We start from the raw sequence: 20,178 nt of genomic DNA, 5'->3' as shown, positions 1-20,178 counted from the left end.
CCGAAGCTCGCACGGCGAAACAAAACGGAATTACGTCACCGTCCCAGCCCTTGTCTTTCGGTCGGCCCACTCATGAGTACCCATTTTTCCTGCGTCGGTTGTGGCAAATGCTGCACCGATCATCATGTGCCCCTGACACTGGCCGAAGCCCGGCAATGGGCGGCGGACGGCGGCCAGGTGATCGTCCTGGTCGAGGCCTTTCTGGCGGATGGCCTGGGCCAGCCGGAACAGCAGCGCGATCACGTGCTGCGCCGCTCCTGGGGCGTGCCCAGCGGTCACACCGAAGCCCGCGTCGCCATCACCTTTGCCGCCTACAACGTCGGCCCCTGCCGGAATCTTGACGAAGACCTGCTCTGCCGGATCTACCAACGGCGGCCGCTGGTGTGCCGGATCTATCCGATGGAAATCAATCCGCATATCCCGCTGCGCCCCGAGGCCAAGGATTGCCCGCCGCAGGCCTGGGAGGACACGCAGCCGCTGTTTATCGTCGGCGGGCAGTTGCAGGACCTGGAACTGGTCCGCTTGATCGAGGCCTCGCGCCAGGCCGATCGTGACGATATCCAGGCCAAGGAACTGATCTGCGCACGGCTGGGGATTCATACCACGGCGCTCAAGGGCGACGGCTTCACCGCCTACCTGCCGCAGATGTCGGCGTTCGCGGAGGCGATTGACCAGGTGCAGCAACTGACGCAGTGGCCGGCGCCGAGCGAGTGGAGCTTTCACGTCTCCGGACCAGCCATCGCCGGGCCGTTGCAGGCGGCGGGGGCTCGGGTGGTGAGCGAAGCGGCGACCACCTATGCCTTTATCCCCTTGCAGGCGGCCTGACCCCGGATAAAGATCCGCCTGGAGAAACACGGACCTGTAGGAGCCGGCTTGCTGGCGATGGCGGCCGATCAGGCGATGCAAGGCTCACGGGCCTCATCGCCAGCAAGCCGGCTCCTACAAGGGATCGCGTTGACCCTGCCTGTCAACAGCGCTTGCGCCAGAACTCCTGGGCCAGTGAGCGCAGATCGTCCGCCAGCCCCGCGACATCCCCCGAACTGAGATGACTCTGCTGACCGACGTTGACCAGCGCCTCGCAGGCATTGCGGATGCTGACGATATTGCGGTTGATATCCTCGCTGACGCTGCTCTGCTCCTCCACCGCCGAAGCGATCTGCTGGCTCATCGCGGTAATCCGGCTGACCCGCTGGCTGATCCCGGCCAGGGCATCGGCCGCCTGCTGGACCTGCTGCACACTGTCTTCGGCCTGCTGGCTGCTGTGCTGCATCACCTCGACCGCGTTGCGCGCACCCTCCTGCAGATTGCTGATCATGCGCTGGATTTCGTTGGTTGACTGCTGCGTACGCTGGGCCAGCCCGCGCACTTCGTCGGCCACCACCGCGAAGCCTCGGCCCTGCTCCCCGGCGCGGGCGGCTTCGATGGCGGCATTGAGCGCCAGCAAGTTGGTCTGGTCGGCAATCGCGCGGATCACTTCCAACACCGTGGAGATCTCGGTGCTGTGGCTTTCCAGGTGCAGGATCACCTCCGTGGCCCGCGCCAGTTCGTTGGCCAGGCGCAGCACCGCACTGCGGCTTTCCCCCACCAGTTGATGACCTGCACAGGTTTCGTTGCCCACCTGGTCGGCCACTTCCGAGGCCTGCTGAGCATTGCTGGCGACCTGGGCCACACTGGCGCTCATCTGCTGGATGGCCGCCGCCACCTGGTCGGTTTCGGCCTGCTGGTCGAGGGTGCTGTCGTGACTGCTGTGAAGATGCCGGGCCAACGCCTGGGCATGCCCGGACAGGCGCAGCGAGGCATCGCCGATGCGCCCCACCACCGCACCGACCTGGGCCTCGAGCATGTTCAAGGCAAAACCGATCTGGCCGAACTCGTCGCTCCGACCGGTGTAGATCGCCTGACTCAAGGGATTGTCAGCGATCTCCCGGGCCCGCGCCGTAAGCCCGGAAAACGGGCGCAAGGAGCAATGGGTCAGCACACCGACCAGCACGCTCCCCAGGACCCAGAGTCCCAACTCAACCTCCAGCGATTGCCCGCCAACCCCATGCCCCAGCGCCAGGACAAGCGCAAGCGCGGCGCTGACCTGCGCCCAGAGCCGGGTCTGCAAGCGCAGCCCGGGCAGGCGCTGACGCCAGGGCAAACGGCCGTTGCGCAACCAACCGTACCAGCGTTCGGCGGCCTCGACCTGCGCGGCATCGGGCCGGGTCCGCACCGACTGGTACTCCACGGTCTGGCCGTCGCGAGTCACCGGCGTGGCGTAGGCGCTGACCCAGTAGTGATCGCCATTCTTGCAGCGATTCTTCACCAGCCCCATCCACGAGTGCCCATCCTTGAGGGTCTGCCACATATGCGCGAATGCCTCGGCGGGCATGTCTGGATGCCGCAACAGGTTATGTGGCGAACCGAGCAGCTCCTCACGGCTGTAGCCGCTGATCCTGATGAAGTCAGGATTGGCGTAGGTAATCGTGCTGTCCAGATCGGTAGTCGAAAGGATGTTGGCGTCAAAGGCGACGTCTAGATTTCGCCCGGTAATCGGGAGATTGATCTTCATGGAAAACGCGCTCGAAAGTGGGAGGAGTCGACAGGACGTCGACTCTAAGCGCGCGAAAAAGCCAGACACTGATCCAGCTCATGATCCTGGCATTTAGCCATGTTCATGACAAATCAAAGACGTTCACTGTTTTTTTTGGCGCCAACCCGTCGGCGACGAGGCCCCTGAACCTGGCGCGGCATTGACGCTCGCCATCGCCGGCAAGCCAACTCCCACGCGAAGCTCAGCGTTTGCCCATGGATCGACGCGTACCATTGGGCGCGCGGCCCGGTCTCTCGTGATGGCCGTCCTTGCCACCTTTCTGGTACCAGGTCTGGCCGGCCTTTTTCGCCGCGGCAAATTCAGCAGGGTTGAACGGAAAGCTGAAGGCCGGGACGGCGGGCTTTTCGCTGACCGCAAGCTCGGCCTCGACCACAGGCTCTTCACCCGGGTTGGCGGAAGCGGACGGTTGTTCAGGGGCAGTCATGGAAGCTCCGAAAAGGCGGGACGGATCAGGTCGAACCGAAAGACCGCAGTATACCTGCGAGCGCCCTGCCCGCGCCGCCGCCAACGGTCATTTATAGAACAAATCGACCACCACCCCGGCCGAGAACGGCCCGGCCTTGGGTCGGTCACTGTTCCACACCAGCTCGGCATCGAAGCGGGCCATGGCTGCCCGGGTTTCGCCCAGCAGGTCAGCCAGGTGAAAGGAGCGGTTGTAGGGAATCCCCAGGCCGCCGTCCGCCCGGACAATTCGGATGCCCACGCCATCATTGCCCTGGGGAATCAGCAGATCCCCGGAGACACTGCCCGACACCGGCTTCAAGCGCGCGTCCAGGCTGAACGCCGTGTCACAGGTCCGACTGGTGTGCAGGGCGAATGGGCGGCGCGCCGCCACCTGGCCCATGACCACCCGCTCGATGGCGACCCGGCCGAAGTCGACGGTTTCGGGAATCACCTGCAGCTCGGCATCACAGGCAACGAAGCGCAGACCGGAAAGGTTGTTGATCACGTAATTGAGCGAGCGCCCGCCCGTGCTCGGCCCAGCGCTGCCATCCAGTTGGAACAGGCGGTAGTCCTGCAGGTTGCTCGCCACTCCCGAAGGCGGCGTCGGCCCGAACTTCTCGATAAACACCGAGAAGGCCAGGTTGAAGCTCAACGGCGGACAGGCTCCTTCAAGGCATCCCGGGACCCGCCGCCCGGTAGCGATGCGTCCACTGCTCTGGCGATGATCGACGCCGTCATGGCTCAAGCCGGCGCGGATACCCTGGCCGATCACCTGGCCGGCCGGATTGAGGTAGATAAATACCTCCTCGTCGCCGCCCTGAGGATTGTCCCGGGCGCAATCGAGCGCCAGGTTGAGCGGTTCCGAACGCCAGATCACGCTGCCATTGGGCAATGAGGCCGGTATCGCGACCGTGCTGCCCAGGTCAGCGTTGACCAGACTCGCGCCACTGCCCTGCAAGGTGCAGCTCAGGGCAAAGGCGCTGGTCGGACTCAAGAGTCCGAGCCACAGCAACGGACGCAGCCAGGCACGGCAAGCAAGCTTAGTCATGGGATGAAACCTTCTGTTCGGAATGGACGGGCTCGGCATTCAGCGATGCATTGAACGGCGCACCGAAGGCCAGCCGGGCACGATAGGCGCGCTGGCCGCCGTAGTCGGTCAGCGCCTTGAACTGCAAGTGCTGCGCCGGGGAGCGGGCAAGGATCAGTTCACGACGCTCTCCCGGCGGGACCAGCAAATCCTCCCCCGGAGGCTGGGGCGTGCCCTGGCGCAGGGCCTCCTCGATCTGAATATTCAGCAGGGCGGCATGGAACACCGTCGGGTTCTCCACCCGTAGCCGATGCACGCCACTGTCATCGCGCACCAGCGTCCAGTTCAGGCGCTGCGGGGTGGCCGCCGGATCCCCCGGCAGACCCGGCGGACGAAACAGCACATTGATCCGTTGGCGGATCGCGATGTTCAGCAGCCCGTCGCCCGGGCGGCTGCGGGGGATTTCCAACACATACAGGTGCAGCAGCGACTCACGGCCCGTTGGCATGCCCAGCCCCTCATACATCAGGCGCAAGACCTGGCGGTTCTCGGGCGCCAGTCGCGACAGTGGCGGGGTCAGTACGAACGGCAGGTTCGCCGACGACTCCGGCCCCTCGTTCGCGTCGCTCAGCCAGGCTTGCAGCAGGACCTCCTCCGGGCCACGGTTGCGGGCTTCGATGCTCACCTCGCGAAAGCGCCCGTCAAACACCAGCCGCGTACCACTAAGGGACACCGCCGCCGACAGCGGGCCACCCGCGAGCAAGCCCAGCAGCACCGCCAGCACCTTCAGCCGCTTCACTGGCACACCTCGCGCAGCCGTTCGTAGGTCCGCTGCGGGCCCTTGGGCGGTAGCTGGAAGGAAAACTGGCAGCGCCGATCCGACCAACTGACGCTCAGCACGCCTTGCTCCTGCTCGCTAAGCACCAGGGCGCGACTGCTCGGGTCGACCACCGCCAAACTCCGCCCGGCGGCGTCCTGGACCGTCGCGCCGAGGGGAATCGGGCGGCCATCGGCCTGGCTCAGTTCAAACTGCACGCGACGCCCGGCACTGGCCTTGAAGGTGGCCAGAACCACCGCGCCACGCCGCGGAACCACCTGGGCGATGGCGTTATCCACCTCGACATCGGCGCCCAGGTCGCGGGTATCCAGGCTGATCCAGTTGGCCCGGTAGGGTTGCGCGTAAGGCACCACGGCATAGCCGTTGGCGCCGGTTTCGACGCCGCCGAAGTTGTTGAACCGGGCGCCGCTGACGCCCGGTACCTGCGCCAGCACAAAGGTATCGCCCAGCGACTGGCCAAGATTGAGTCCACCACCATGGGCCACCAGCGAACCACGAGCCCCGAGGTTCCAACTATTGAAATCGCGCCCATGGCTGTAGCCGGCTTCGAAACGCCCGATGGACGTGGTGCTGTTCAGACTCGCCGAACCCGCACCGGCGCCGCTGCCGTCATTGCCGGCCAGCACCGAATAGAAGGTGTCGCGACTCTCCGGCAGGCGCCCGGTCAAGCCGGCCAGGGCGCTGGAGCCGCCCTCGCTGTCGCGCACCCCGGTGAACGAGGCGCGGGTCGCCCGTTCGTGATTGCCGAACGGCATTGAGAGGGTCAGGGTCAATTGATGGTCGGTACCGGCCTGGCCGTTGATATCCATGACTTCGGCGCGGTCCAGCGACAGGCTGTAATTGAGATCGCGCCAGTAGCCGCCATAGGTCACGTTGTACTGCCGGGAGGTACCGGGCAGGTCCCAGAAGCGCTGCTCCAGGGCCGAAACGCTCAAGGTCCCGGTGCCCAGCGGCTGGCTGAGATTGAGATCGACCCGATCCCTGGCTCGCCCCAGCTGGATCAAACCGGGCTGGCTGCGCTCCTGCACATGCTGGTCGAACGTGCGGTACTGCTCGCTGGAATAGCGATAACCGGCGATGGCAAAGGTGGTCCGGGTGGCATTCAGGGTATTCGCGTAGCGCAGGCGCACGCTCTGTCCGCCCAGGTCCGTGGCCGGCTGGCGACTGACCGAATGGGTCAGGTCCGCCGAAATCGCCCCCAGCCCGGTATTGATTCCCGCCCCCAGGTTGCTGGCCTGGTAGTCCCCGGCCAGCTGCAGACCACCGTAGCCGGTCAGGTGCTCGCTCAGGCCGTAGATCAGGGTGCCGCTGGCAAAGCCGGGAGTCTGGTAGCCGCTGCTGTTGCTGTCGTATTGCCCGGCTTCGACGCTGTAGCTGAAGGTGCCCTCGGGCACCATGATCGGCAGGGAGGCGAACGCCTGGGTAAAGGTGCGGCGCCGACCGTCGGCCTCGATCACTGTCACCAGCAGATCGCCATTTGAGCCGCTGGGGTAGAAGTCGCGGATTTCGAATGGCCCGGGCGCCACATTGGCGCTGTACAGCAGATAGCCGTTCTGACGGATTTCCACCGTCGCATTGCTCTCGGCCACGCCGCGGATGGTCGGCGCATAGACCCGTTCGCTGTCCGGCAGCATGCCGTCGTCGCTGGCTACCTGGGCACCGCGAAAACGCACGCTGTCGAACACCCGCGAATCGGTATAGGTCTCGCCCAGGGTCAGTTGGCTCTTCCAGGCCGTCAGGTCGCGCTGGGCGAAGGTGCTGTTGCTGCTCCAACGGCTCGCTTGATCGCTACCCTGCAACAACGAGGACTGGTTGCGCAGACGCCAGTCCCCCAGGTTCAAACCGTTGTTCAGGCCCAGGTAGTAGCTGTCGGTGCGAACCCCCGTCACTTCGCGGCGGTTGCCGATCAAGCTGTAGTCGATAAAACCGCTGTTGACCCCGCGATCCCATAATTGCGGCGAGATGTAGCCGCGGGCGCTGCGGCGCAAGGCGATCTGCGGCACGCTGATATTCAGTTGCAGGGCATTGGGTTGGTAGTCGACGCTGGCCTGGTCCAGCCGACGCCAATCGAAGCACTGCTCGCCTGCCGTATCCGCGCCCAACACCCCGAGGCTGCGCAGACGCTCCAGGTCCAGGCCGAGGTCGTCGAGCATCGGCAAGGTCAGGCAAGGCTCGACCTGGCCGGTGGCGGCGTTGCGGCTGAACACCAGGTCCCGCCGCGCGCCGAGGTTGCGATTGAGGTAGATATCCACCCGGTAGGTACCCGGCACGACACTGTTGCCTTCGAGGAAGGCCTTCAGGTCCGCCGACTGTTCACCGCCGTGAATAAAGGCGGTATTGAAACGCGGCCCCTGCCCGCCGTCATCCCCCGCCGGCTCGGCAAAGGCAGCGCCCGGCGCAATCAGCGCCACCCCCAATGACCATTTGAAGCCCCATGGGCCTCGTGCAGTCTCAAGCAGGGAGCGTACGAAACCGCTGCTGTCCCCATGACGTGATAACGCGAGAACTTCCTTTGTTCGCTGATAAAGCCAATCCATGTGCACCTTCACAATACAATAGCTTGAAGTGTGTTCCAGACGGGTTCCTTCCGCCCGCACAATGCCCTGACCTGCGCGCGGGGTCCGGCATCGAAAAATCGGATAACGCTCGAAGTCGCTAACTGTCCAGCGGTTGCGCCTGACCCCGGGCCCAGTCAGCCGCAGACAACCGATAAGGCACCAGCGCCCCATGGTCGTTGATGACACTGAAATTCAGTTGGGCGTTCTGCGCCTGGGCATGTTCCTGCAAGTCATAGTCAGCGGACTGCCCCGGGGCCAGCATCGAACTCTTCCGGTGCAGGAGCCGATGCCCCCCGGACAACAACTGGATGTCCACCAACGTCACGTGATAAGGGCTGGTGTTGAGCACATTCAGCACGCCACCACGGGGCAGGCTCCAACGCAGTTGCGCCGGCGCCTGCTCGATCGCCTCGTTGAGCCGGCCAGGGCGGTAGAACAGCTTGATGCGCTGGCGGATGCCGATCTGCAGGACATTTTCCTGCTCGCTGGCCTGGGGAATTTCCTGCACGTTCAACCAGAACAGCGACTCGCGATCCGCCGGCATTTCTGCCCCGGAATGAATGATACGCACCGTCTGCCGCCCCCCCGAAGGCAACTGCACCAGAGGCGGGACCACCACGAAAGGCGGTTCCTGGGCGCTCTCGTCATCGGTTTCGAGCCAGGACTGCAGCAATATGCTCGAGGAGTTATTGTTCAGTACACTGAGTACCGCTTCCTTGTCTTGCGCCGGATACACCACCCGTGTCGTATTCAACACGATACCCGCCCACGCATCGGCTCCTATCCACACGGCCAGGACAATGCCGATCATCGGAGCAAAAACGTTCCGCATGCGAACTACCCATTCCAATGAAAAAAAGAACGGAGCTGTACAAAGCTCCGTTCAAGAAAGCCACTTAGTTATAAGTCAGAACAAAGGGCACGGTGCCCGTCGCGGCACCCGGTACCGTGGCCACACCGTTCTTGACGAACACCGCCCGTAGCGCCAGTTCGCCACGCGAACCGGTGCCGTTGGCCTCAAGGACGCCATCAATGGTGTCGGTGGGATCCTGGATATTGAGGAAGGCGTCGCTGTCGCGACGTACCAGGCCGATACCGACACCCTTGGCCGCACCGGCGGTGGTCAACAGGTAAGGATCGTTGACGTCGGTTTGCGAAGGCCGGAACGACATATGCACGGTGTTCTCCGCCGCCGGTTGCAGGCAGGTCACCACCAGGTCGATGTCTTTCGCGGTGCCCAGTCGCGAGTCGGTGCGATTACCGATATCGGCAAAGGACACACGGCCCAGGTCCACCGGGATGTTATCGGCCGAACCGCCCCCGGAAGACACTTCGCAACTGGTGTTGGTCAAGGCACCGGTAAAATTCAGCGTGCCACTGTTGGCTGCCTGTGTGGTAGTGACTGCCCCCAGAGTCGCCGCCAATAAAGCCAGGGTCATCGAGATCTTTTTCATGCGAACACAATCCTTCGAGTTAATTCGTTTGTACCCATCACTTGGGTGGCGAGCACTATAGACCCGAAGATTTTATTACGCTGTAAGCCCTTCCCTCCTGGACAACTAAGATCTCGCTTAGAAAAAGGCACGCCAAGACTGTCAGAGCTCGGCGTCATTCCAAACCTCAAGAAAAAAGAACAACAGCCGTTTAACATTCAAACTATTTCAACGAAATAACTTATCGTTAAAACACAACTATCGAGTGCATTGATATTGATCTGATGCCATGCCTAATAGTTGTACAGGGCACTGTTTATTCGCGGTCGTCAGGGACCTGGCCCGGGCACTCACGCAGGCCGCCGGACTTTTACCTTTCCGGCGCCCCGTCTATACACATGAGCGCCAACCGCTGACGCCTGAGCGCACGTACAACTTAGTTGTACGTGATGATGACCAGGCCCCGCGGCGTCCCGACACTTGACGCCAGCGCCTGATAACTCACGCTAAACGGCACTTGACCATCGCGACAGGCATTGGCCAGCGTGTTGACATTCAAACTCAATCCGGAAGCGACTTGCAGCCGTCGGCTACCCGGCTCGATATTGTCATGGGTCTGTCGGCCGACGTCACAAGCAGACTCGACGATCTGTCCGGAAAACCTGATTTGACCACTGCTGTTCGCCGCTTGCAGGTTGACACTGCCCGCGAGCAACAACAGCACAGCGAGACTTACTCTCTTTCCGTTCATTTCCAATACTCCCAAGACAGGGCCGGTATTAGTCAGTAAAGATCACCACAGGCCACCACACCAGAAACCAAAGAATTATCCGTAGGACATGTCACAAGTGTTTCTCTGTCCATAAGGCTCTTTAACCTTATCGGCCAAAGTGATAGCGGCTTTAATAGCCCGGTGCGGTATAAAACGGTCGGTTTTCTGACAGCCCTGTCAGGTAGCCGTCACCTTGCTGACCCGGTTGGGGGGTTATAAAGGAACTGCTGTTCTGCCAGCATTCACCTTCCTATCCCTTTGTCTCGGCGTCCCGACAGCATGCGTATCCCGAAGAAAACCGCGTTGATCCTTGGCCTGGTGGTCCTCGTGGCCGCTGCCGCGACCTGGACACTGAGCCGGCCCTCCCAAGCCAAGCCCAGCGCCAGTGTCACGGTGCCGGTCAAGGTGGTCAGCGTGATCCAGCAGGATGTGCCGCGTTATGTCAGCAGTATCGGCTCGGTGCTGTCGTTGCACAGCGTGGTGATCCGCCCACAGATCGACGGCATCCTCACCAAGTTGCTGGTCAAGGAAGGACAACTGGTTACGGAAGGCGACCTGCTGGCGACCCTCGATGACCGTTCGATCCAGGCCAGCCTGGCGCAGGCCAAGGCCCAGCTGGCGCAGAGTCAGGCGCAGTTGCAAGTGGCGGAAGTCGACCTCAAGCGCTACAAATTGCTGACGGTCGATAACGGCATTTCCAAGCAGACCTACGACCAGCAACAAGCGCTGGTCAACCAATTGAAGGCCACCGCGCAAGGCAACCAGGCGGCGATTAACGCGGCACAGGTCCAGCTGTCCTATACCCAGATCCACTCGCCGGTCACCGGTCGAGTCGGTATTCGTGCCGTGGACGAAGGCAACTTCCTGCGTATGAGCGATGCCCAGGGGCTGTTCTCGGTGACCCAGATCGACCCGATCGCCGTGGAGTTCTCCCTGCCCCAGCAAATGCTGCCGACCTTGCAAGGCCTGCTCTCCACCACCCCAGCGGCGCCGGTCAGCGCCTTTCTTGGCGACGACGGGCATAGCGGCCTGCTGCTGGGCGAAGGCCACCTGAGCCTGATCGACAACCAGGTCGCGGCGGGCACCGGGACCATCAAGGCCAAGGCCGAATTCAGCAACAAGAGCCAGAAACTCTGGCCGGGCCAACTGGTGAACATCAAGATCCAGACCGCCCTGGAGCGTAGCGCCCTGGTGGTGCCGCCCTCGGTGGTCCAGCGCGGCCTGGACAACTACTTCGTCTACCGGGTCAAAGGCAACGGTGTGGAAGTGGTACCGGTGCAGATGGCCTACCAGGACAGCGACCTGAACATCATCCAGGGCGTGCAGGCCGGCGATGTGCTGGTCAGCGACGGCCAGTCGCGGCTCAAGCCGAGCTCGCGGATCGAAATCCAGGGTCAGGCGAAACTGGCTGACCGCCAGGCCGCCGTGGGGAACCAGCCATGATCAAGGAAAGTCGCGGCGTTTCGGCCTGGTGCATCGACCACCCGGTGGCGACCATCCTGCTGACCTTCGCCCTGGTCCTGCTCGGGGTGATCGCCTTCCCGCGTCTGCCCCTGGCGCCGTTGCCGGAGGCCGAGTTCCCGACCATCCAGGTCTCCGCCCAACTCCCCGGCGCCAGCCCGCAAACCATGGCGTCTTCGGTCGCCACGCCGCTGGAGGTGCAATTCAGCGCCATCCCCGGCATGACCCAGATGACCTCCAGCAGCGCCCTGGGCACCACCACCCTGACATTGCAATTCACTCTCAGTAAAAGCATCGACACCGCCGCCCAGGAAGTCCAGGCGGCGATCAACACCGCCTCGGGCAAGCTGCCCAAGGACATGCCGACCCTGCCGACCTGGCGCAAGGTCAACCCGGCCGACAGCCCGGTGTTGATCCTCAGTGTCAGCTCCAGCCAGATGCCCGGAACCGAGCTCAGCGACTACGCCGAAACCCTGTTGGCCCGTCAGCTCAGCCAGATCGACGGCGTTGGCCAGATCAACATCACCGGCCAGCAGCGCCCGGCCATCCGGGTCCAGGCCTCGGCGGACAAGCTGGCGGCCATCGGCCTGACCCTGGCCGACATCCGCCAGGCGATCCAGCAGACCAGCCTCAACCTGGCCAAGGGCGCGCTGTACGGCAAGTCGAGCATCTCCACCCTGTCGACCAACGACCAATTGTTCCAGCCGGAGGAGTACCAGCAGTTGATCGTCTCCTACAAGAACGGCGCGCCGGTCCAACTCAAGGATGTCGCCCGGGTCATCCGCGGTTCCGAGGACGCTTACGTACAAGCCTGGTCCGGTGACGAGCCTGGGGTCAACCTGGTGATTTCGCGCCAGCCGGGGGCCAACATCGTCGAGACCGTGGACCGTATCCAGGCCGCCCTGCCGGGGCTGGAAGCCATGCTGCCGGCCTCGATGCAGGTCAAAGTGCTGATCGACCGGACCCAGACCATCCGCGCCTCGTTGCATGAAGTGGAAATGACCCTGCTGATCGCCATCCTGCTGGTGGTGGCGGTCATGGCCTTGTTCCTGCGCCAGTTGTCGGCAACGCTGATCGTGTCCGCCGTGCTCGGCGTATCCCTGGTGGCCAGCTTTGCCCTGATGTACGTGATGGGCTTCAGCCTGAACAACCTGACCCTGGTGGCGATCGTCATCGCCGTGGGCTTCGTGGTCGACGACGCGATCGTCGTGGTGGAAAACATCCACCGCCACCTCGAAGCCGGCGACGGCATGCGCGAAGCGGCGATCAAGGGCGCCGGGGAGATCGGCTTTACCGTGGTTTCCATCAGCTTCTCGCTGATCGCCGCGTTCATTCCGCTGCTGTTCATGGGCGGTGTGGTCGGCCGGTTGTTCAAGGAATTCGCCCTGACCGCGACCTCGACCATCCTGATTTCGGTGGTGGTCTCGCTGACCCTGGCACCGACCCTGGCCGCACTGTTCATGCGCTCGCCGGTGCAGCACGAGCATTCGAAAGCGGGCTTCGGCGAACGCCTGCTGGCCGTCTACGAACGGGGCCTGCGCCGCGCCCTGGCGCACCAGAAAAGCATGTTCGGGCTGTTCTGCGTGACCCTGTGCCTGGCCATCGCCGGCTACGTGTTCATTCCCAAGGGCTTCTTCCCGATCCAGGACACCGGTTTTGTCCTCGGCACCACCGAAGCCGCCGCCGACGTGTCCTTCGCCGATATGGTGAGCAAGCACAAGGCCCTGGCCGAGATCGTCGCGGCCGACCCGGCGGTGCAGGCTTTCTCCCATTCCGTGGGGGTTTCGGGCAGCAACCAGACCATCGCCAACGGCCGCTTCTGGATCGCCCTCAAGCCACAGGACCAACGGGATGTGTCGGCGAGCGCCTTTATCGACCGCCTCCGGCCACAACTGATGAAGATTCCCGGCATCGTTCTCTACCTGCGAGCGGGCCAGGACATCAACCTCAGTTCCGGCCCGAGCCGGGCCCAGTATCAGTACGTGGTCAAGAGCAATGACGGCGATACGCTCAACACCTGGACCCAGCGCCTGACGGAAAAGCTGCGCACCTACCCGGCGTTTCGCGACCTGTCCAACGACCTGCAAACGGGTGGCAGCATCACCCATATCAACATCGACCGCAGCGCCGCCGCGCGTTTCGGCCTGACCGCCAGCGACGTCGACGAAGCCCTCTACGACGCCTTCGGCCAGCGCCAGATCAACGAGTACCAGACCGAGACCAACCAGTACAACGTGATCCTCGAACTGGATGCCGCGCAGCGCGGCAAGGCCGAAAGCCTGAACTACTTCTACCTGCGCTCGCCGCTGACCGGCGAGATGGTTCCGCTCTCGGCCCTGGCGCGCTTCGACGTGCCCACCAGCGGCCCGTTGTCCATCGCTCACGACGGCATGTTCCCGGCCGCCAACCTGTCGTTCAACCTGACCCCCGGCGTGGCCCTGGGTGACGCGGTGCTGCAACTCAACCAGGCGAAGAACGAGATCGGCATGCCGGCCTCGGTGAACGGTTACTTCCAGGGCGCGGCCCAGGCTTTCCAGAGTTCCCTGGCGAGCCAGCCGTGGCTGATCCTCGCGGCACTGGTGGCGGTCTACATCATCCTCGGGGTGCTCTATGAAAGTTTTGTGCACCCGCTGACAATCATTTCGACCCTGCCCTCCGCCGGTCTCGGCGCGCTGATCATGTTATGGCTGCTGGGCCAGGACTTCTCGATCATGGCGCTGATCGGCCTGGTGCTGCTGATCGGCATCGTGAAAAAGAACGGCATCCTGATGATCGACTTCGCCCTGGAAGCCCAGCGTGGCGGGCTGTCACCGGAGGACGCGATCTACAAGGCCTGTATCACCCGGTTCCGACCGATCATCATGACCACCCTGGCCGCCCTGCTCGGTGCCCTGCCGCTGATGCTCGGCCACGGTACCGGTGCCGAGTTGCGCCAGCCGCTGGGGATTGCCGTGGTCGGCGGCCTGCTGGTGAGCCAGGCGCTGACGCTGTTCACCACCCCCGTCATATACTTGTGGCTTGAGCGGCTCTTCCATCGGCCAACACCGGCGCCCGCGCCGGCGATCACTCTCTGAGACGGGTCCATGCGCGTTCTGATTATCGAAGACGAAGAAAAAACCGCCGATTACCTGCATCGCGGCCTGACCGAACAGGGCTACACCGTGGATCTCGCCGGGGATGGCGTCGGCGGCCTGCACCTGGCGCTGGAAAGCGACTATGCCGTGATCATCCTCGACGTGATGCTGCCGGAGCTGGATGGTTTCGGCGTGCTCAAGGCGCTGCGCGCGCGCAAGCAGACGCCGGTGATCATGCTCACCGCCCGCGAGCGCGTCGAAGACCGGATTCGTGGCCTGCGCGAGGGCGCCGACGACTACCTGGGCAAACCCTTTTCCTTCCTCGAACTGGTGGCCCGCCTGCAGGCCCTGACCCGGCGTAGCGGCGGCGGCCACGAACCGGTGCAGATCAGTGTCGCCGACCTCTGGGTCGACCTGATCAGCCGCAAGGCCAGCCGCGCCGGCATGCGCCTGGACCTGACCGCCAAGGAGTTCTCGCTGCTCAGCGTGCTGGCTCGGCGCCAGGGCGAAATCCTCTCCAAGACGGCGATTGCCGAGATGGTCTGGGACATCAATTTCGACAGCGACGCGAACGTCGTCGAAGTCGCGATCAAGCGCCTGCGGGCCAAGCTCGACGGGCCGTTCGAGCAGAAACTGCTGCACACCATTCGCGGCATGGGCTATGTGCTGGAGAGTCGTGGTGTCAACTAACAGTATCGCCCTGCGCCTGAGCGGCCTGTTCAGCGGCGTGGCGTTGCTGGTGTTCCTGTTGATCGGCTGGGCCCTCTACCAGCAGGTGGACAAGGGCCTGGGCCTGCTCCCGGAAGCCGAGCTGGAGGCGCGCTACAGTGTGCTGGAGTCGTCCCTCAATCGCTTCGGCAATCTGGAGCACTGGGCCAAGGTCAGCGCCAAACTCAAGCAGTTGGGTGAAGAGGACAAGCGCATTCGTTTCTGGGTAGTCAGCGGCGATGCGAACTATGAGTACGGCGCACCCGATGCGCGGATTCGCACCTTTGCCGAAGGCCCCGGGGGCATGCGCGACCTGCGCCTGCCGGGGCATGCCTACCCGTTCAAGGTGCTGGTCAACGCCATGCCGGCCAAGGAGCAACGGCCGCCACTGAAGTTTCTGATCGCGATCGACACCGAAACCTTCCGCCAGACCCAGCACCACCTGCTGATCGCCCTGATTGGCCTGGCCATCCTGGGCATCGCCCTGGCATCCGCGCTGGGTTACTGGGTGACGCGGATCGGCCTGAAGCCCTTGATCAAACTCTCGGAAGAGGCGCGGAAATTGGCCCCGCCACGACTCTCCGGACGCCTGCAGTTGTCGCCACTGCCACCGGAGCTCAGTCAGTTCGTCAACTCCTTCAACTCGACCCTGGAGCGCGTTGAGCAAGCCTATTCGCGGCTGGAGTCGTTCAACGCCGACGTCGCCCATGAACTGCGCTCGCCGCTGACCAACCTGATCGGCCAGACCCAGGTGGCCCTGACCCGCGGGCGCTCGGCCGAGCATTATTTCGAGGTCCTGCAATCGAACCTCGAAGAATTGGAGCGCCTGCGTTCGATCATCAACGATATGCTGTTCCTGGCCAGCGCCGACCAGGGCAGCAAGGCCACCAAGCTGATCAGCACGTCGCTGGCTGGCGAGGTGGCAACCACCCTGGACTATCTGGATTTCATTCTCGAAGATGCCCAGGTCCAGGTGCGGGTCAGCGGCGATGCCCAGGTGAGCATCGAGATCGCCCACCTGCGCCGTGCCTTGATCAATCTGCTGAGCAATGCGGTGCAGCACACCGCGCCCGGGCAGGTGATCGTGGTGCGCATCGAACGCCAGCGCGAGCACGTGGCAATCGCCGTGTCCAACCCCGGCGAAGCCATTGCCGCGGAGCATCTTTCGCGGCTGTTCGAACGTTTCTATCGGGTCGATGCCTCGCGCAGCAACAGTGGCGCCAATCACGGACTGGGGCTGGCCATCGTCAAGGCCATCGCGCTGATGCATGGCGGCGATGTGTTCGTGCGTAGTCACGACGGGATCAATACCTTTGGCCTCTACCTTCCGGCCTGAAGCGCCGCGGCCACTGTTACCGGTTTCCGCCCCAAGACCTCCCCGATCAAGGCTTTCCAGAAGTGGAACGGAAAAGGCCAGCCGCCTGAGACTGGCCTTTTTCTTGCGTGGGCCGTATACATGCGCCAATAAACCCTGCGATCGAGAGTGCCATTATCAATCACCGCCCGGTAAAACCCGCCAACCCGCAACTGCTGCTGATTCTGGGTGGCACGCTAACGGTCGTCGCCATTCTCGCCATCGTCACCTATCTGCTGGTCCGCGAGCGCGAGAGTGCCGCCCAGGCCGCCGCCCGGGCAGCGAGCAATATCGTGCAACTGATCGATGCCGATGTACTGCGCAACGTGGAACTCTACGACCTGGCGGTCAAAGGTCTGATCGAGGCTTCGCAACGCAAGGACCTGTTGAACGTACCGCCCCAGGTTCGTCACCTCGCACTCTTCGACCGCTCCTCGACCGCGTCCCATCGGGGCGATGTGCTCCTGCTTGATCGTCATGGCGATGTCATCGCCGACTCGCTCTCGATCACACCGCGGGTCGATAACTTTTCCGACCGCGAATACTTCCAGGCGCATCTGCACAACCCGAACCCGGACCTGATGATCAGTCGCCCGTTCAAGGCTCGCCGAGCCCCCCATCCGTGGTTGATCGGTTTCAGTCGGCGGTTATCCACGACGGATGGAGAGTTTCTCGGGGTCGCCGCTGCCGCCATGCGCCTGAGTTACTTTGACGAGCTGTTCAAGACCCTGAACGTCGGCAAGGGTAGTTCGGTCAACCTGGTCAGCACCGAGGGGATTCTCCTCGCCCAGCAGCCACCACTGGCCGAAGAACTGATCGGCAAGGACTTCGGCAAACGCCCCAACTTCATTCGTATCCTGCGCGAGGGTGAAGGCAGCTTTACCAGCATCTCCAGTGTCGACGGTACCGAGCGGCTATATACCTTCTCCCAGGTGGGGGAATTGCCATTGATCGTGGTCATCGCGCTCTCCACCGATGATGTCTATGGCGCCTGGAGGCGCACCGCATTGCTGATCGGCCTGGCCACGGGCACTCTGTGTCTGATCCTGCTCTGGCTGACCTGGCTGCTGTCACGGGAACTGCGCCTGCGCTTGCGCGCCGAAGAGGAACTCGCCGAACTGGCGGCAACCGACTCGCTGACCGGCCTGGCCAATCGCCGGGCGCTGGATGAAGCCCTGCAGCGCGAGTGGGCCAGGGCGCAACGCTCGGGCAAAGCGCTGTCACTGCTGATGATCGATGCCGACCACTTCAAGGCCTTCAACGACCGCCATGGTCACCCGATCGGTGACGAGGCCCTGCGACGGCTGGCGCGGGTGATCGACGCCAGCATTCGTCGTCCAGGTGACATGGCGGCACGTTATGGCGGCGAAGAGTTTGCCGTGGTCTTGCCGGAGACCGATGCGCAAGGTGCGTTGAACCTGGCGCAACAGATCCGGTCGGCGATGGCCGCGCTGGCGCCTTTCAACGGTGACCGCCAGCCGATCACCGTCAGCATCGGTGCCAGCACCGCGTCCCCGCCCGGCGAAGGTACGCTGGAGCAATTGCTGCGCAGTGCCGACCAGGCGCTGTATCAGGCCAAGCACGACGGCCGCGATCGCGCGGTGCATGCGAGCGCCTACAGATGCATATAAAAAAAGCCGCCCGAGGGCGGCTTTCAAATGCAACAAAAGGAGAGAGTCGTTACACGGCCGCAACGGGACGCATGTAAGAGATCGGCGCGGTGCTGGCGTCTTCGAAGGTCACCACTTCCCAGGCATCTTTCTGCTCGATGAGCTTACGCAGAAGCTGGTTGTTCAGGGCGTGACCCGACTTGAAGCCTCTGAACTCACCAATCAGGCTATTGCCCAGCAGGTAGAGGTCACCGATAGCGTCGAGGATCTTGTGCTTGACGAATTCGTCTTCGTAACGAAGGCCGTCTTCGTTCAGTACACCGTCCGAATCGACCACGATGGCGTTTTCCACGCTACCGCCGAGTGCGAGGTTGTGCTTGCGCAGGTACTCGATATCACTCATGAAACCAAAGGTCCGGGCGCGGCTGACTTCTTTTACGAACGAAGTGCTGGAAAAATCCACGCTGGCACTCTGGATGCGGTCACGGAACACCGGGTGATCGAAATCGATCTCAAAGCTCACCTTGAAACCTTCGAAAGGCAGGAAAGTGGCGCGCTTGTCGCCGTCCTCCACTGTGACTTCACGCAGGATACGGATGAACTTCTTGGCTGCGTCCTGTTCTTCCAGGCCGGCAGATTGAATCAGGAATACGAAGGGTCCAGCGCTACCATCCATGATCGGGACTTCGGACGCGGAGAGCTCGACGTAGGCGTTATCGATGCCCAGGCCGGCCATGGCCGAGAGCAAGTGCTCCACCGTGTCCACCTTGACGTCACCGTTGACCAACGTGGTCGACATCGTGGTTTCACCAACATTTTCCGCGCGAGCAGGGATCTGCACCACAGGGTCGAGGTCAGCACGACAAAACACGATACCGGTGTCCACAGGCGCGGGCTTGAGGGTCAGGTAGACCTTCTCACCGGAGTGCAGGCCGACACCTGTAGCACGGATAATATTTTTCAGGGTGCGTTGTTTAATCATGGCATGGGCCGCTTCAGCGCAAATTGCGAACAGGTATCAACAAAGGCTGGCGATAATAGCAGACCAGGCCTTTGCTGAACACCAATCACCCTAATACTCCTGATACATTCCATCAATCAGCCTGGCGACGCAGGAAAGCCGGGATATCCAGATAGTCCAGGTCGTCTTGCGGGTTCATCTTCGCGGCAGTCGCAGCACCGGCCTGGGCCTGGTTGCGCATGACGGTCGGACGGTCGAGGTCACGGTAGTTTACCGACGGCAGTTCCTGACGCGAGGGTGCATGCGTCTGGGCGGCAGCCGATTGGCTGGTCTGCAGGGTGTTGTCGATGACCTTCACAGGCTTCTCGATACGTGCACCCAGGCCGGTGGCAACCACGGTCACGTGCAGCTCGTCGCGCATGTCCGGATCGATTACGGTACCGACCTTGACCATGGCGTGCTCGGAAGCGAAGGCTTCGATGATGCTACCCACGTCGGAGTACTCACCCAGGGACAGGTCAGGACCGGCGGTGATATTCACCAGGATGCCACGCGCGCCTTGCAGGTTGACGTCTTCGAGCAGCGGGTTGCGAATCGCCGCCTCGGTCGCTTCACGTGCACGGTTAGGACCGCTGGCGCAGCCAGTGCCCATCATTGCCATGCCCATTTCGCTCATCACGGTACGCACGTCGGCGAAGTCGACGTTGATCATGCCCGGACGCTTGATGATGTCGGAGATACCGCGAACGGCACCGGCGAGTACATCGTCAGCCTTGGCGAAAGCCGACAGCAGGCTGGCGTCCTTACCCAGGATGGTCAGCAGCTTCTCGTTGGGAATGGTGATCAACGAGTCGACGCTTTCGCTCAGCGCGCGGATGCCTTCATCGGCGATCTGCATGCGCTTGCGGCCTTCGAACGGAAACGGACGGGTCACCACCGCAACGGTGAGGATACCCATTTCCTTCGCCACTTCGGCAATGATCGGGGCCGCACCGGTACCGGTACCGCCACCCATGCCGGTGGTGATGAACACCATGTTGGTGCCCTGCAGCACTTCGGCGATGCGCTCGCGATCTTCCAGCGCGGCCTGACGACCGACTTCCGGATTGGCACCAGCACCCAGGCCCTTGGTCACGCCGGTACCCAGTTGCAGGATAGTCCGCGCACCAATGTTTTTCAGGGCCTGGGCATCGGTGTTGGCGCAGATGAACTCGACGCCTTCAATGTTGCTCTTGACCATATGGTTAACGGCGTTGCCGCCGCCACCGCCGACGCCGATAACTTTGATTACCGGACTTTGTGGGACGTTGTCTACGAGTTCGAACATGTTCCCTCTCCTTTCATT

16 protein-coding genes and 1 pseudogene are annotated in these 20,178 nt (G+C 62.8%); 6 read left to right on the top strand and 11 right to left on the bottom strand.

The genetic code is table 11. The annotated features are described in order from the left end of the window. Window positions 1-72: 72 nt before the first annotated feature. On the top strand, window positions 73-825 hold the full coding sequence (locus AC07VG_RS04235) for a YkgJ family cysteine cluster protein (protein WP_495000658.1): 753 nt from the start codon (window positions 73-75) through the stop codon (window positions 823-825). A gap of 142 nt (window positions 826-967) precedes the next feature. Here the strand turns inward: AC07VG_RS04235 and AC07VG_RS04230 are convergent, their stop codons facing one another. The 9 genes and pseudogenes from AC07VG_RS04230 to AC07VG_RS04190 form a co-directional block, all read right to left on the bottom strand. Beyond that, on the bottom strand, window positions 968-1,999 hold the full coding sequence (locus AC07VG_RS04230; RefSeq protein ID WP_495000792.1) for a methyl-accepting chemotaxis protein: 1,032 nt from the start codon (window positions 1,997-1,999) through the stop codon (window positions 968-970). A gap of 270 nt (window positions 2,000-2,269) precedes the next feature. Continuing rightward, a pseudogene (locus tag AC07VG_RS04225) lies at window positions 2,270-2,551 on the bottom strand (PAS domain-containing protein); the annotation flags it as partial. Between the two features lie 223 nt (window positions 2,552-2,774). Beyond that, on the bottom strand, window positions 2,775-3,017 hold the full coding sequence (locus AC07VG_RS04220; protein WP_495020544.1) for a hypothetical protein: 243 nt from the start codon (window positions 3,015-3,017) through the stop codon (window positions 2,775-2,777). 87 nt (window positions 3,018-3,104) lie between these two features. After that, the gene (locus AC07VG_RS04215; RefSeq protein ID WP_495000656.1) at window positions 3,105-4,085 is read right to left on the bottom strand and encodes a fimbrial protein; all 981 of its coding nucleotides are present in this window, start codon (window positions 4,083-4,085) and stop codon (window positions 3,105-3,107) included. Then, window positions 4,078-4,869 carry a fimbrial biogenesis chaperone gene (locus AC07VG_RS04210; protein ID WP_495020543.1) on the bottom strand — a complete coding sequence of 264 codons (792 nt, stop codon included), beginning with the start codon at window positions 4,867-4,869 and terminating at the stop codon, window positions 4,078-4,080. Before AC07VG_RS04210 ends, AC07VG_RS04215 begins: the two co-directional genes overlap by 8 nt. Then, a complete protein-coding gene (locus AC07VG_RS04205; RefSeq protein ID WP_495020542.1) occupies window positions 4,860-7,313 on the bottom strand; it encodes a fimbria/pilus outer membrane usher protein in 2,454 nt (817 codons plus the stop codon). Before AC07VG_RS04205 ends, AC07VG_RS04210 begins: the two co-directional genes overlap by 10 nt. Window positions 7,314-7,557: 244 nt before the next feature. Next, window positions 7,558-8,292, bottom strand: a complete 735-nt coding sequence (locus AC07VG_RS04200) for a fimbrial biogenesis chaperone (RefSeq protein WP_495000653.1) — start codon at window positions 8,290-8,292, stop codon at window positions 7,558-7,560. A gap of 64 nt (window positions 8,293-8,356) precedes the next feature. Continuing rightward, window positions 8,357-8,914 (bottom strand): fimbrial protein, encoded by a 558-nt coding sequence (locus AC07VG_RS04195; RefSeq protein ID WP_495000652.1) that lies wholly within the window; start codon window positions 8,912-8,914, stop codon window positions 8,357-8,359. A 415-nt stretch (window positions 8,915-9,329) separates the two neighbouring features. Further along, window positions 9,330-9,644, bottom strand: a complete 315-nt coding sequence (locus tag AC07VG_RS04190) for a type 1 fimbrial protein (RefSeq protein WP_495000651.1) — start codon at window positions 9,642-9,644, stop codon at window positions 9,330-9,332. A gap of 300 nt (window positions 9,645-9,944) precedes the next feature. On the opposite strand from AC07VG_RS04190, the gene AC07VG_RS04185 reads away from it, so the two are divergent. The 5 genes from AC07VG_RS04185 to AC07VG_RS04165 all read left to right on the top strand — a co-directional run bounded on the left by AC07VG_RS04185 (window position 9,945) and on the right by AC07VG_RS04165 (window position 17,893). Then, window positions 9,945-11,108: an efflux RND transporter periplasmic adaptor subunit gene (locus tag AC07VG_RS04185; RefSeq protein ID WP_495020541.1), complete on the top strand. Its 1,164-nt coding sequence runs from the start codon at window positions 9,945-9,947 to the stop codon at window positions 11,106-11,108. After that, window positions 11,105-14,200, top strand: a complete 3,096-nt coding sequence (locus tag AC07VG_RS04180; protein WP_495000649.1) for a multidrug efflux RND transporter permease subunit — start codon at window positions 11,105-11,107, stop codon at window positions 14,198-14,200. The genes AC07VG_RS04185 and AC07VG_RS04180 overlap by 4 nt, the downstream gene beginning before the upstream one ends. Before the next feature lie 9 nt (window positions 14,201-14,209). Further along, the gene (locus AC07VG_RS04175) at window positions 14,210-14,890 is read left to right on the top strand and encodes a heavy metal response regulator transcription factor (RefSeq protein ID WP_495000648.1); all 681 of its coding nucleotides are present in this window, start codon (window positions 14,210-14,212) and stop codon (window positions 14,888-14,890) included. Continuing rightward, a complete protein-coding gene (locus tag AC07VG_RS04170) occupies window positions 14,880-16,244 on the top strand; it encodes a heavy metal sensor histidine kinase (protein WP_495000647.1) in 1,365 nt (454 codons plus the stop codon). The genes AC07VG_RS04175 and AC07VG_RS04170 overlap by 11 nt, the downstream gene beginning before the upstream one ends. A gap of 155 nt (window positions 16,245-16,399) precedes the next feature. Further along, window positions 16,400-17,893, top strand: a complete 1,494-nt coding sequence (locus AC07VG_RS04165; RefSeq protein WP_495000791.1) for a sensor domain-containing diguanylate cyclase — start codon at window positions 16,400-16,402, stop codon at window positions 17,891-17,893. 49 nt (window positions 17,894-17,942) lie between these two features. Here AC07VG_RS04165 and lpxC read toward each other — a convergent pair whose 3' ends face one another. Next, complete coding sequence (gene lpxC / locus AC07VG_RS04160; RefSeq protein ID WP_495000646.1) at window positions 17,943-18,854, bottom strand: UDP-3-O-acyl-N-acetylglucosamine deacetylase; 912 nt, start codon at window positions 18,852-18,854, stop codon at window positions 17,943-17,945. Window positions 18,855-18,966: 112 nt separating this feature from the next. Further along, window positions 18,967-20,160 carry a cell division protein FtsZ gene (gene ftsZ, locus AC07VG_RS04155; RefSeq protein ID WP_495000645.1) on the bottom strand — a complete coding sequence of 398 codons (1,194 nt, stop codon included), beginning with the start codon at window positions 20,158-20,160 and terminating at the stop codon, window positions 18,967-18,969. Window positions 20,161-20,178: the final 18 nt, after the last annotated feature.

The organism is Pseudomonas sp. GW821-FHT03C07 (assembly GCF_059420925.1).
The sequence above is the reverse complement of the archived record's forward strand: the minus strand, read 5'-3'. Positions and strand labels throughout refer to the sequence as shown.

What these genes read in the sequence shown, in the direction of transcription:
- AC07VG_RS04235 (WP_495000658.1), top strand. Translation starts at nt 73, where the DNA reads ATGAGTACCCATTTTTCCTGCGTCGGTTGTGGCAAATGCTGCACCGAT.
- AC07VG_RS04220 (WP_495020544.1), bottom strand. Translation starts at nt 3,017, where the DNA reads ATGACTGCCCCTGAACAACCGTCCGCTTCCGCCAACCCGGGTGAAGAG.
- AC07VG_RS04215 (WP_495000656.1), bottom strand. Translation starts at nt 4,085, where the DNA reads ATGACTAAGCTTGCTTGCCGTGCCTGGCTGCGTCCGTTGCTGTGGCTC.
- AC07VG_RS04200 (WP_495000653.1), bottom strand. Translation starts at nt 8,292, where the DNA reads ATGCGGAACGTTTTTGCTCCGATGATCGGCATTGTCCTGGCCGTGTGG.
- AC07VG_RS04195 (WP_495000652.1), bottom strand. Translation starts at nt 8,914, where the DNA reads ATGAAAAAGATCTCGATGACCCTGGCTTTATTGGCGGCGACTCTGGGG.
- AC07VG_RS04190 (WP_495000651.1), bottom strand. Translation starts at nt 9,644, where the DNA reads ATGAACGGAAAGAGAGTAAGTCTCGCTGTGCTGTTGTTGCTCGCGGGC.
- AC07VG_RS04185 (WP_495020541.1), top strand. Translation starts at nt 9,945, where the DNA reads ATGCGTATCCCGAAGAAAACCGCGTTGATCCTTGGCCTGGTGGTCCTC.
- AC07VG_RS04180 (WP_495000649.1), top strand. Translation starts at nt 11,105, where the DNA reads ATGATCAAGGAAAGTCGCGGCGTTTCGGCCTGGTGCATCGACCACCCG.
- AC07VG_RS04175 (WP_495000648.1), top strand. Translation starts at nt 14,210, where the DNA reads ATGCGCGTTCTGATTATCGAAGACGAAGAAAAAACCGCCGATTACCTG.
- lpxC (WP_495000646.1), bottom strand. Translation starts at nt 18,854, where the DNA reads ATGATTAAACAACGCACCCTGAAAAATATTATCCGTGCTACAGGTGTC.
- ftsZ (WP_495000645.1), bottom strand. Translation starts at nt 20,160, where the DNA reads ATGTTCGAACTCGTAGACAACGTCCCACAAAGTCCGGTAATCAAAGTT.